This window comes from Limnohabitans sp. INBF003, assembly GCF_055396645.1.
In genome coordinates, this window is the sequence record NZ_AP029222.1 from 3,218,037 (window position 1) to 3,230,591 (window position 12,555).

A 12,555-nucleotide genomic window follows, 5' to 3' on the forward strand; every position below is an offset into this window, starting at 1 on the left:
ACGCCATGCTCAACGTCTCTTCTTGGTCGATCCGCAACCCCATTCCCGCCGTCATGCTGTTTGTGCTGCTGACGGTGGCCGGCTTCATCGCCTTCGGGTCCATGAAAGTACAGAACTTTCCGGACCTGGACGTGCCTACCATCACTGTGACCGCTAGCCTGCCGGGCGCGGCACCCTCGCAGCTTGAAACCGATGTGGCCCGCAAGCTCGAAAATGCGCTGGCCCCGTTGCAAGGCCTCAAACACATCACCACCAAGGTGCAAGACGGCGTGGTGTCCATCACCGCCGAGTTCCGCATGGAAAAGCCCACGCAAGAAGCGGTGGACGATGTGCGCTCGGCCATCCAGGGCGTACGGGCCGATTTGCCCGGTGACCTGCGCGATCCGGTGGTGCAAAAGCTCAACCTAGCCGGCTCGCCCGTGTTGGCGTATACCGTGCGCTCGACGCGCATGGACGACGAGGCCCTGTCGTGGTTGGTGGACAAAGACATCACCCGCAAGCTTTTGTCATTGCGTGGCGTGGGTGCCGTCAACCGCGTGGGCGGCGTGACGCGTGAGGTGCGTGTGGCCCTCGATGTGAACCGCTTGCAATCGCTGGGCATCACGGCGGCCGAAGTGTCGCGCCAACTCAAGCAGGTGCAGCAAGAAGGGTCTGGCGGGCGCATGGATTTGGGCGCGGGCGAGCAGCCTGTGCGCACCCTGGCCACCGTCAAAACGGCGCAAGAGGTGGGCCAGATCGAGCTGGCCACATCGCGGGGTGCAAGCGTTCGGCTGGACCAGGTGGCCACCGTGAGCGACACACTGGCCAATGCCCGTTCGGCAGCCACCTTGGACGGTGCGCCCGTGGTCGGCTTTGAGGTGGTGCGCAGCAAAGGCGAGAGCGAGGTGGCCGTGGGCCGCTTGGTGCGCCAGGCGCTGGCCGAATACCGCTTGCAAAACCCGGACATCGAGATCACCGAATCCTTCGACTTTGTGACCCCGGTAGAAGAGGAATACGACGGCTCACTCGTGCTGCTCTACGAAGGCGCGATTTTGGCCGTGCTGGTGGTGTGGCTGTTTTTGCGCGACTGGCGGGCCACCTTTGTGTCGGCGGTGGCGCTGCCGCTGTCGGTGATTCCGGCCTTCATTGGCATGGCCTACTTGGGTTTTTCCATCAACGTGGTGACTTTGCTGGCGCTGTCATTGGTGATTGGCGTGCTGGTGGACGACGCGATTGTCGAGGTGGAAAACATCGTGCGCCATTTGCGCATGGGCAAGTCGCCGTATCAGGCGGCCATGGAAGCGGCCGACGAAATCGGTCTGGCCGTGATCGCCACCACCTTCACCTTGATCGCGGTGTTTTTGCCCACGGCCTTCATGAGTGGCATTCCGGGCAAGTTTTTCAAGCAGTTTGGCTGGACGGCGTCGCTCGCGGTGTTTGCCTCGCTGGTGGTGGCGCGGGTGCTCACGCCCATGATGGCGGCCTATATTTTGAAGCCCATCGTCACGGCCGAGCACGAACCCGGCTGGCTCAAGCGCTACATGGTCTGGGCCACTTGGTGCATGAAGCACCGTTTGGTCACCATGGTGCTGGCCACGCTGTTTTTCATCGGCTCCATCATGCTGGTCCCTTTGCTGCCCAAGGGCTTCATTCCGCCGGACGACAACTCGCAAACCCAGGTCTATGTGGAGCTGCCCCCGGGCTCGACTTTGGCGCAAACCCAGGCCAGCGCCGAGCTGGCCCGCACGCTGCTCATGACGGTGAACGACGTGAAGAGCGTTTACACCACGATTGGCGGCGGCAGCGCAGGCAGTGACCCGTTTGCGGGTGGCGGCGCGGCCGAGGTGCGCAAGGCCACGCTCACCATTCAGCTGAGCGAGCGCGGCACACGCCCGCGCAAGCAGGTGATTGAAAACGACATCCGTACCGCCTTGCAGCAACTGCCCGGTGTGCGCAGCAAGGTGGGCTTGGGCGGCTCGGGCGAGAAATACGTGCTGGTGCTCACGGGCGAAGACCCGCAAGCCCTGCAAACCGCCGCCATGGCCGTGGAGCGTGACCTGCGCACCATTCAAGGCCTGGGCTCGATTGCGTCCACCGCCAGCTTGGTGCGCCCCGAGATCGCGGTCCGCCCCGACTTTGCCAAGGCCGCCGATTTGGGCGTCACCAGCGCGGCCATCAGCGACACCTTGCGTGTGGCCACCTTGGGTGACTACGACGCGGCCCTGCCCAAGCTCAACCTGTCGGAGCGCCAGGTGCCCATCGTCGTGAAGTTGGGTGAGGCGTCCCGGCAAGACCTGGCCACACTCGAGCGCCTGATGGTGCCTGGAAGCCGTGGCCCGGTCATGCTGGGCCAGGTGGCCCGCATCGAGGTGGCGGGCGGCCCGGCGGTGATCGACCGCTACGACCGCCAGCGCAATATCAATTTCGAAGTCGAACTCTCGGGCATGCCGTTAGGCGACGTGACGCAAGCCGTGCAAAAACTGCCTGCTCTGCAAAGCTTGCCTCCGGGCGTGAAGATCGTGGAAGTGGGTGATGCCGAAGTGATGGGCGAACTTTTTGCCAGCTTTGGTCTGGCCATGCTGATCGGCGTGCTGTGCATCTACATCGTGCTGGTCCTGCTGTTCAAAGGCTTTTTGCACCCCATCACCATTTTGGCGGCGCTACCGCTGTCGCTGGGCGGTGCCTTTGTGGGTCTGCTCATCGCGCAAAAGAGCTTCTCCATGCCCTCGCTCATTGGCCTGATCATGCTCATGGGCATCGCCACCAAAAACTCCATCTTGTTGGTCGAATACGCGATTGAGGCGCGGCGCGGCAAACTTGCCGAGGGCGATCAGCCCGCTGTGCCGCCGATGAGCCGTTGGGACGCCATGCTGGACGCCTGCCACAAACGTGCCCGGCCGATTGTCATGACCACGATTGCCATGGGCGCGGGCATGCTGCCCATTGCCGTGGGCTGGGGCGCAGCGGACGCGAGTTTCCGCTCGCCCATGGCGATTGCCGTGATCGGTGGTCTGCTCACCAGCACAGTGCTCAGCTTGCTGGTGGTGCCGGTGGTGTTCACTTATCTGGATGATTTGGCGCAGTGGATAGGCCGGTTGTACGTCAGGCTGACCGGAAGGTGAGCGCCATCAGAGCTGGATTCCTGCCCTAGAAGGAATGGCAAGGGCTTGTTCATGCCCCTTCCAATCCCTCGCGCGTGGCATTTGCCTGTGTCCGTATCCGGGCCTTGTCGTCGTCGCTCATTTTTCCCACATGCTTGACCATGAGCGCGGTGCGTGGGTTGCCTGCAAAGTCTTTTTCGTGGCGGATCAAAAAATCCCAATACAAGGTGGTCATGGGGCAGGCGTTGGGGCCGGTGCGCACCTCGGGCTGGTAGCGGCAGCCTTTGCAGTAGTTGCTCATGCGGCTGATGTATTGCCCGCTGGCCACATAGGGTTTGCTGGTGAAGCGCCCGCCGTTGGCGTGCAGGGCCATGCCCAAGGTGTTGGGCGTTTCGACCCACTCCACCGCATCGACATACATGGCGCGGTACCAGGCGCTCACCTGCTGTGGTGATAGCCCGGCCAGCACCGCAAATTGCCCGGTGACCATGAGCCGCTGGATGTGGTGTGCGTAGCCGTGTTGCAGGCTCTGGCCGATGGTCGCTTGCATGCAGGCCATGTGGGTGTCGCCCGTCCAGTACCACTTGGGCAGGTCGCGGGTGTGGCCGTAGTGGTTGGTTTCGGCCATGTGCGGCATGTCCAGCCAATACACGCCGCGAATGAACTCGCGCCAGCCCAGCACCTGGCGGATGAAGCCTTCCACGCTGGCCAGGGGCAAGCCCCGTTCGTGATAAGCCTGCTCAGCCGCCACGATGACTTCACGCGGATGGAGCAGGTGCAAGTTCAGGCTGCTGGCCACCAGCGCGTGCCAGCCAAAGGGCAGCGTGGTCCACATCGCGTCTTGCCAGGCACCGAAGTTTTCCAGTCGCTGGTCGATGAAGTGCTGCAAGGCCACGAGCGCGTCTTCGCGGGTCAGGGCCCAAGCGAAGTGGTCCAGCGTGCCGGGGTGGTGGCCAAAGCGCTCGCGCACCAGGGTGATCACGTCTTGCGTGACGCGGTCGGGCGCAAAGCGCGCAGGCGGCGGCACAGGGCCCGGGCCTTTGGCACCAAAGCCTTTGCGGTTCTCGGCGTCAAAGTTCCATTGGCCCCCGGTGGGCTCTTTGCCTTCCATCAAGATGCCATGGCGTTTGCGCATCTCGCGGTAAAAGAACTCCATGCGCAGCTCTTTTTTGTCGCCCGCCCACTTGGCAAATTCGGCGCGGCTGCACAAAAAGTGGGTGTCGTTCACCCAACGCAGCAGCGTGCTGGTCTGTTCGGCAGCGTCTTCGATCAGCTGCTCCATGCGCCAAGCGCCGGGTTCCATCACCACCAGGGCTTGGGGCCTGTGGGTGTTCAAAGCGTGGGTCAGGCGTCCGGCAAAGTCACCAAGCAGACTCGGGTCGTCCACCTTCATGTAAGTACACGGCCAGCGGCGGCGGTGGGCCTCGTTGGCAAAGTGCCGCATGCCTGACAAAAACAGGGCGATGCGGGCTTGGTGGTTCCAGACCTCGCCCGCCTCGCTGTCGGCCTCGATCATCAAAAGTCGGTCTTGTGCCGGGTCAAAACCATTGAGCGCGGGGTTGTCCCAGCCAAGTTGGTCGCCCAGAATCAAAATCAGGTGTCGGGTCATGTGGGTGCTTTGGCCGTGGTGGTGGTGTTTTTGGCGGCCCTGCAACGGTCGCTGCAGTACAACACGCTGTCCCAGTTCTTGGCCCAGCTTTTGCGCCAGCTCATGGCGCGGCCACAGACGGCGCAAGGTTTTTGCGGCAAATCCTGTTTGTTCCCTTTAAAACCCGAGGGTTTGGGCATGCAGTTCTCCAATGAAAAGGCGGCGGCGTGACAATGCACACAAACGAGTTTAAACTGTTCAGTCACAAAATGAATTTTGAAGTGCAAATGAATCACTCCTGGGTTAATCATTGGGTCGGTCGCCTTGCCATGGCCTTGGTGGCCGCCGCGTTGGGCTTGGCCTTGGAAGCGGCGCATGCCGGCAACCCCTCAACAAGTCACAACAACGCGGCTTGTCCAGCGCTCCTCAACCACACGTTTGAGCGTTTGCAAGACGAAAAGCCGCAGTCGCTGTGCCAGTACGCGGGCAAGGTGGTGCTGGTGGTCAACACCGCCAGTTTTTGTGGCTTCACCTCTCAATACAAAGGGCTGGAAGCGCTGAACGCCAAATACAAGGACCAGGGCTTGGTGGTGCTGGGCTTTCCGTCCAACGATTTTGCGCAGGAAAAAGGCAGCAACAAAGAGATTGCCGACTTTTGTGAAAGCACCTTCGGCGTGAAGTTCCCGATGTTCACCAAAACCCAGGTCACAGGCGATGGCGCAGCGCCCCGGTTCAAACAGCTCACCGCGCAAACCGGCCAAAAGCCGCGCTGGAACTTTCACAAATACCTGATCGGCCGCGATGGCAAGGTCATTGACCAATACAGCAGCATGACCGGACCGGAAAGCAGAACCTTGCTCTCTGCCATCGACAAAGCCCTGAAAGCCCAACCATGAGTCCCGTCATGAAGCCTCGAATGAAACTGGCCGTCGTGGGTTCGGGCATTTCCGGCCTGGCCGTGGCCCACACCCTGAAAGACCACGCCGACATCACCGTGTTCGAGGCGGGCGATTATTTCGGCGGCCACACCCACACGGTGGACGTGACGCTGCCCACGCCGCAGGGCCCGGTCACGCACGGCGTGGACACCGGCTTTTTGGTGTTCAACGAACGCACCTACCCCAATCTGATCAACCTGTTTGCCGAGCTGGGCGTGGAGACCGCGCCGTCGGACATGTCGTTTTCGGTGCAGGTGCCGGGGGCGCTGAATGGCAAAACATTGGAGTGGAGCGGCACCGACCTGAACAGCGTGTTCGCGCAGCGCGCCAATCTGGTCAACCCGCGCTTTTGGCGCATGTTGGCCGATGTGATGCGCTTCAACGCGCTGTGCACCCGCATCGCCAAAGAGCAGCGCGACAAAGAGCTGCAGCAACCGCTGAGCGAATTTTTGAAAACGCACAAATTCAGCGAGCCGTTTCGTGACTGGTATTTCCTGCCCATGTTGGGCTGCATCTGGAGCTGCCCCACCGACCAGATGCTGCAGTTTCCGGTGGCGACCATGATCCGGTTTTGCCACAACCACGGTTTGATTCAGGTGACCAACCGCCCACAGTGGTTCAGTGTGGTGGGCGGTGCCCGTCACTACGTCGAGAAAATCTTGGCGGGCGTGCACGACAAGCGCCTGAATACCCCAGTGCGACTGATCGAGCGCGATGCACAAGGCGTGCGTGTCATCACCGACGGCCATGCCGAGCGCTTTGACCAAGTGGTCATCGCCACCCACACCGATCAGGCTTTGAGTTTGCTGCGCGAGCCCAGCACGTACGAGCGCAGCTTGTTGGGTGCCATCCGCTACCAGGACAACCGCGCCGTGCTGCACACCGACGCCAGTGTGCTGCCTGCCAACCCCAAGACCTGGGCTGCATGGAACTACGAACGCGCCGCCAGCAGCGAGCGCGAGTCTTCGCGGGTGTGCCTGCATTACTTGCTCAACCGGCTGCAGCGCATCCCGTTTGCCCAGCCCGTGGTGGTTTCGCTCAACCCGCTGCAGGCCATTGACCCAGTCTCCATCGTGGGTGAATACGACTACGCGCACCCGGTGTTTGATTTGGCCGCCATCGAGGCGCAAAAGAAGCTGCCCCTGCTGCAAGGCCAACAGCACACTTGGTATGCCGGGGCCTGGACGGGTTACGGTTTCCACGAAGACGGCCTCAAGTCGGGCCTGCAAGTGGGCCGAGCCCTGCTCAAACTCATCCACGAACAGGCCAGCCCTGTTCAGGACAAGCTGGCGGCATGACACCCACCCCGGTTCATGCCAACACCGCGCTCATTGGCTGGGGGCAGGTGCGGCACACGCGGCATCGCCCGGCGCACCACGCCTTCGCTTATCCGACGGCGTTTTTGATGTTGCCGATGCGCAGCTTGGCGGCTGCAGGCATTCGCGAGCAGGGGCTCGCTCCCACACAAAACCCTTTGCGCAAGCTTGAGTCCTCCACTGACCGGGAGGCCTTGTGGGAGCGAGCCCCTGCTCGCGAATGTGAACCGACCGCCTTGGCCATCAACCGCCCAGCCTGGTTGGCCTTTCACGATGCTGATCACGGCGATGGCCGACCGGCTGAAAATGGCGGGGCGCTGGCATGGCTGGACGAACTGCTGCAAAAAGAAGGCATCCAGGACGCCACAGGCGAAGTCTGGCTCCAGGCCTTTCCCCGTGTGCTGGGCCATGCTTTCAAGCCCGTGAGCTTTTGGTACGCGCACCGCGCCGATGGCAGCCTGGCCGCCATCGTGGCCGAGGTGAACAACACCTTTGGTGAGCGCCACTGCTACCTGCTGCCCGAGCCGCAATACGGCCAAACGATCCTGGCCAACAAGGTTTTCCATGTCTCGCCTTTTTGCGATGTGCAAGGCGAATACCGTTTTCGCTTCATGCGCACGCAGCACCAAGGGCAAGACCGCATCGTGGCGCGTGTGGACCATGCCGACGACGACGGCCCTTTGATTGACACCAGTTGGAGTGGCGCGCTCGAGCCCGCCACCGCAGCCGCTTTGCGCCGCGTGATGTGGCGCTTTCCGCTGCTCACATTGGGTGTGGTGGCGCGCATCCACTGGCACGCGCTCTTGCTTTGGTTGAAAAAAGTGCCGTTCTGGCACAAGCCCGAACCGCCCCGCGATTTTGTGACCCGATGAACACTGGACCCCACCGGATGCCCACCACGATGAAGACCGTTGACACTGCCACTGCTTTGGGCGCTTCCAGCGCCGCAGCGCAGATCCCGCAGACCAGTTTGCCCAAAGCGGCTGCGCGTTTGCTGGGCCTGCTTGCCCGCCTGAAAATCGGCACGCTCACCCTGCATGCGCCCGATGGCAATTTTCAGGTGTTTGGCACGCACGAGGCCCCGTTTGCGGCCCTGCACATTCACCGCTGGTCGGTCTGTGCCGAGGTGCTCAAGTCGGGCGACATCGGCTTTGCCGAAGGCTACATGGCCGGCGACTGGGACACGCCCGATCTGGCCGCGCTGCTGCGCCTGTTGATCGCCAACCGCACGCAGATCGAGGGTGCGATTTACGGCCACTGGCTCGGGCGTCTGGTTTACCGCGTCAAGCACCTGCTCAACCGCAACAACCGCAGCAACAGCCGCAAAAACATCCACGCGCACTACGACCTGGGCAACGCGTTTTACGAGTTGTGGCTCGATGGCACGATGAACTATTCGTCGGCCTGGTTCGACGGCGACAAAACCCAGCCCATGGCCGATGCCCAAAAGGCCAAGGTGCGCCGCGCCTTGCGCATGGTCAATGCTCAACCGGGTGACCGCGTGCTGGAGATCGGCTGTGGCTGGGGCGCATTGGCCGAGGCCGCGACCACCGAGTTTGCTGCGCACATCACGGGCGTGACCTTGTCCACTGAGCAATTGGCTTTTGCCCAGGCCCGCATGCAATCGCACGGTGTGCAGCAACGCGCAGACTTGCGTTTGCAGGATTACCGTGACATCGACGATGGGCCGTATGATGCGATCTGCTCGATCGAGATGATCGAGGCCGTGGGCCAGGAATACTGGCCCACCTACTTTCAGACGGTGAGCCGTTTGCTCAAACCCGGTGGCCGTGCCTGCATCCAGAGCATCACCATCGACGACGCGCTGTTTGAGCGCTATGTGCATTCCACCGACTTTATCCAGCAGTACATTTTTCCGGGCGGCTGCCTGCCCAGCCCCAGTGAGTTCCGCAAACAGGCACAAGCTGCGGGCTTGCAAGTGGTCGATGAGCTGAACTTCGGCCCCGATTACGCTGAAACCCTGCGCCGCTGGCGCGAGAGCTTCATGGCGCAACTCGATACCGTGCGGACCTTGAAATTTGACGAACGCTTCATTCGCCTGTGGGCCTTTTACCTGGCGTACTGCGAAGCCGCTTTCGACGAGGCCAACATCGACGTGGTGCAGTTCACCTTGGCCAAACCGGACTGATGCGCATGCAGACGCTGTCGAAAAAGACCGGTGCATCTCGATCTCAACCATGGCGTGGGTGGGGCGTTGGGTGTGTTGTCCTTTTCGCTGCGTTGCACGGGGCTGCGCAAGCCCAGGCCAACAACGTGCTCAGCCCCCATGTTGCCTATGTGCGCCCCGAAGTGGCCGCCTTGAGCGGCGTGATGCCGACGGCGCCTGTGCGTCTGCGGGTCTGGGGCTTCGAGGTGTACGACGCGCGGCTGTGGACGCCTGTGGGTTTTCGGCATGGCCAGTATGCGCAGCATTCGTTTGCGCTGGAGCTGCAATACCTGCGCCGCCTGGAAGGTTCGGCCATCGCCAGCCGCTCGATCGACGAAATGCGGCGCGTGGGCAACTTCAGCGATGCCCAGGCGCAAAGCTGGCTAGCCGCCATGCGCGAGTTGTTTCCCAATGTGAGTGCGGGCGAACGCATCACCGGTGTGAACCTGCCGGGCGTGGGGGCCGAGTTCTGGGTCAACGGCCAGCGTGTGGGGGCGGTCAATGACCTGGCTTTTGCGCGTTTGTTTTTTGGCATCTGGCTGGATGAACGCAGCTCCGAGCCCAAGATGCGCGCCCAGCTGTTGCAGGGTTTGCCGCCATGAGCGCCGCACTGCCTTTGCCCACCGTGCTGCGCCAGACCGCAGCGGCTTACGGTCTGCTGGGCTTGCCCTTGGCTTTTGTGGCCTTGCCGGTGTATGTGCATTTGCCCAACCTGTATGCCCAGCAATACGGCGTGCCGCTGGCCGCTTTGGGCGCAGTGCTCTTGCTCAGCCGCGGCATCGACGCGGTGGTGGACCCTTGGCTGGGCCGCTGGGGTGACCGGCTTTATCGCCATTCTTGGCGGGCGGTGTGGGTAGCGGCGGTGCTGCTGGCGCTGGCCGTGGCGTTGGGTTTTGCGGCTTTGTTTTTTCCGCCTGCAGCGGCCTTGTCGCCCACGGCTTTGCTGGTGTGGGTGGGCGCAGCGCTCACGCTGAGTCACTTGGCCTACAGCGGCTTGTGCATCTTGCACCAAGCCTGGGCGGCCCGGCAAGGCGGTGGCGGCATGGCGCAAAGCCGCTGGGTCGCCTGGCGCGAAGGCTTTGCGCTGGTGGGTGTGTTGTTGGCCTCGGCCTTGCCTGCACTGTGGGGTTGGGCGTTGACCACCGCTTTGCTGGTGCTCATGCTGGCGCTGGGCTTGTTCACCTGGCAGCGCATGGCATGCAGCGCCTTGGCATTGGATGGGGTCGCGCCTCAAGGCCATGCGGCAGGCAGCCTTTGGCAGCCGTGGCAACACGCGGGCTTTCGCCGCCTGTTGCTGGTGTTCATACTCAACGGTTTGGCCAGTGCTGTGCCCGCCACGCTGGTGCTGTTTTTTGTGCAAGACCTGTTGCAAGCCCCCAAGGCCATGGAGCCCTTGTTTTTGGGTTTGTATTTCGCCGCCGGGGCGTTGTCGTTTCCGTTGTGGCTCCAGGTGATCGACCGCATCGGCCTGCTGCACACCTGGGCCACGGGCATGGCCTTGTCGGTGCTGGCCTTTGTCAGCGTGGTCACGCTGGGCGCAGGCGACACGACGGGCTTTTTGGTGGTGTGCGCCTTGTCGGGCATGGCGCTGGGAGCAGACCTGACGGTGCCCGGTGCCCTGCTCAACCAGCTGATTGACCGCTGTGGCGAGCGCGGCCGCACCGACGGCGCGTTCATGGGCTGGTGGAATCTGGCCACCAAACTCAATTTGGCTTTGGCCGCTGGGCTGTCGCTGCCCTTGCTGGGTCTGTGGGGTTACGCCCCGGGCCAGCAAGGTGCCGATGCGGTGCTGGCGTTGGGCTTGGCTTATGGCCTGCTGCCTTGCCTGCTCAAGCTGCTGGCCGGACTGGCTTTGTATCTGGGCTTGATGCGCCGGCCCGATTTGATTTTGGGGCCTGATGCTGCTCATTCTTCGATCGATCCTTCGACCCCCCTTTCGGCATGAAGCCGCTTTGACACACGACAACGGGAGCCCACCATGAGCCCAAACAACCCCTTGATCCACCGCCGCACCGCCCTGACCCGCCTCGGCGCTTTGTCTGCGGTCGTGACCACGCCGTTTCTGGCCAGTTGTGCCGGGCCGCAGGTGCAAACTTACGCGCAGGAAAAACCGCAACTGGACCTGCGCACCTATTTCAACGGCACCATCGACGCCTGGGGCGTGTTCACCGACCGCAGTGGTCAGGTCGTCAAGCGCTTCACCGTGGTCATGGACTGCAGTTGGAATGGCGACGAAGGCGTGCTGGACGAGGCCTTTGTGTACTCGGACGGCACAAAGCAACATCGCGTCTGGCTGCTCAAGGCAGGGCCCAACGGCAGCTACACCGGCCGTGCCGACGATGTGGTGGGCGAGGCCACGGGCCAGGTCAGTGGCAATGCGTTCCGCTGGGGCTACACGCTGGCGCTGCCGGTCGATGGCCGTGTCTGGCACGTCGATTTTGACGACTGGATGTACCTGATGGACGACCGCGTCATGCTCAACAAGGCCACCATGAGCAAGTGGGGCGTCAAGCTGGGCGAGGTCACTTTGTCGTTCACACGCCGCACGCCGCTGGCGGCCAAGTCGGGTTGATTCACATGAATACCGCATCTTCCGGTTCTGCCGCTGCAGTCGCGCCATCGACAGACATGACCATGCCCAAAGCGGGGCCGCAGGGTATCGCCGCTTCCCCGCAAGCGCAGACCCGCCGCTGGCTGCAGCTGAACACACCCATCACCGACTGGCAAGGGCGCCGGGTCTGGTTGGTGGGGGCCTCAACGGGCATCGGCCTGGCCTGTGCGCAAGCGCTGCGTGCCGCCGGTGCGCAAGTGGTGGTGTCGGCCCGCCATGCGCAAGGCGTGCAAGACTGGGCCGCGCAGGATGCGGGCGTTCAGTGGCGTGCGCTGGACGTGAGCAATGCAGCCCAGGTGCAGGCCACGGCTTGCGTCCTGCTGGCCGAAGGTCCGCTCGACATGGTGGTGTATGCGGCTGGCTATTACCGCGCCCAACGCGCCACCGCCATGGACCTGGATGACTTGTTGCAGCATGACAAGGTCAACTACCAAGGCGCACTTCAGGTCATCGACGCGGTGCTGCCCGGCATGCTGGCACGCCAAAGCGGGCACATCAGCCTGCTCAGCAGCGTGGCCGGGTGGCGTGGCCTGCCCAATGGCCTGGCCTATGGCCCCACCAAGGCGGCCCTCACCCACTTGGCCGAGACGCTCTACATGGACCTGCAAGACCATGGCATCGGTGTGAGTGTGGTCAACCCCGGTTTTGTGGCCACGCCACTCACGGCCCAAAACCAGTTCACCATGCCCGCCCTCATCAGTCCGGCAGAAGCGGCGCGTCAAATGCTCAAAGGCTGGGCCAGCGGTCAGTTCGACATCCACTTTCCCAAACGCTTTACCTTGTGGCTCAAGCTGCTGCGCCTGTTGCCCTATCGGCTGTATTTCCCGCTCGTGCGCAAGTTGACGGGTTTGTGAT

11 protein-coding genes are annotated in these 12,555 nt (G+C 62.6%); 9 read left to right on the forward strand and 2 right to left on the reverse strand.

The window, feature by feature from the left end:
• Positions 1-5: 5 nt before the first annotated feature.
• Positions 6-3,101 carry an efflux RND transporter permease subunit gene (locus ACZ5VE_RS15050; protein ID WP_464455923.1) on the forward strand — a complete coding sequence of 1,032 codons (3,096 nt, stop codon included), beginning with the start codon at positions 6-8 and terminating at the stop codon, positions 3,099-3,101.
• A gap of 49 nt (positions 3,102-3,150) precedes the next feature.
• On the opposite strand, the gene ACZ5VE_RS15055 is transcribed toward ACZ5VE_RS15050, so the two are convergent.
• Both ACZ5VE_RS15055 and ACZ5VE_RS15060 read right to left on the reverse strand, forming a co-directional pair.
• Positions 3,151-4,689, reverse strand: coding sequence for a cryptochrome/photolyase family protein (locus ACZ5VE_RS15055; RefSeq protein WP_464455924.1), 1,539 nt, complete (start codon positions 4,687-4,689; stop codon positions 3,151-3,153).
• The gene (locus ACZ5VE_RS15060; RefSeq protein WP_464455925.1) at positions 4,686-4,868 is read right to left on the reverse strand and encodes a DUF2256 domain-containing protein; all 183 of its coding nucleotides are present in this window, start codon (positions 4,866-4,868) and stop codon (positions 4,686-4,688) included. Before ACZ5VE_RS15060 ends, ACZ5VE_RS15055 begins: the two co-directional genes overlap by 4 nt.
• An 87-nt stretch (positions 4,869-4,955) precedes the next feature.
• On the opposite strand from ACZ5VE_RS15060, the gene ACZ5VE_RS15065 reads away from it, so the two are divergent.
• From ACZ5VE_RS15065 to ACZ5VE_RS15100, 8 genes are all read left to right on the forward strand, one after another.
• Entirely contained in the window at positions 4,956-5,564 is a 609-nt protein-coding gene (locus ACZ5VE_RS15065; protein ID WP_464455926.1) for a glutathione peroxidase, read from the forward strand.
• Between the two features lie 20 nt (positions 5,565-5,584).
• Entirely contained in the window at positions 5,585-6,904 is a 1,320-nt protein-coding gene (locus ACZ5VE_RS15070; RefSeq protein WP_464457512.1) for an NAD(P)/FAD-dependent oxidoreductase, read from the forward strand.
• On the forward strand, positions 6,901-7,794 hold the full coding sequence (locus ACZ5VE_RS15075) for a DUF1365 domain-containing protein (RefSeq protein WP_464455927.1): 894 nt from the start codon (positions 6,901-6,903) through the stop codon (positions 7,792-7,794). Before ACZ5VE_RS15070 ends, ACZ5VE_RS15075 begins: the two co-directional genes overlap by 4 nt.
• A gap of 29 nt (positions 7,795-7,823) precedes the next feature.
• Positions 7,824-9,071: a class I SAM-dependent methyltransferase gene (locus tag ACZ5VE_RS15080; protein WP_464455928.1), complete on the forward strand. Its 1,248-nt coding sequence runs from the start codon at positions 7,824-7,826 to the stop codon at positions 9,069-9,071.
• A 125-nt stretch (positions 9,072-9,196) separates the two neighbouring features.
• Positions 9,197-9,691 (forward strand): chalcone isomerase family protein, encoded by a 495-nt coding sequence (locus tag ACZ5VE_RS15085; RefSeq protein ID WP_464455929.1) that lies wholly within the window; start codon positions 9,197-9,199, stop codon positions 9,689-9,691.
• On the forward strand, positions 9,688-11,034 hold the full coding sequence (locus tag ACZ5VE_RS15090) for an MFS transporter (RefSeq protein WP_464455930.1): 1,347 nt from the start codon (positions 9,688-9,690) through the stop codon (positions 11,032-11,034). The genes ACZ5VE_RS15085 and ACZ5VE_RS15090 overlap by 4 nt, the downstream gene beginning before the upstream one ends.
• 33 nt (positions 11,035-11,067) lie before the next feature.
• Positions 11,068-11,661: a DUF3833 domain-containing protein gene (locus ACZ5VE_RS15095; RefSeq protein WP_464455931.1), complete on the forward strand. Its 594-nt coding sequence runs from the start codon at positions 11,068-11,070 to the stop codon at positions 11,659-11,661.
• Positions 11,662-11,783: 122 nt separating this feature from the next.
• Positions 11,784-12,554: an SDR family NAD(P)-dependent oxidoreductase gene (locus tag ACZ5VE_RS15100; RefSeq protein WP_464457513.1), complete on the forward strand. Its 771-nt coding sequence runs from the start codon at positions 11,784-11,786 to the stop codon at positions 12,552-12,554.
• Position 12,555 lies beyond the last annotated feature (1 nt).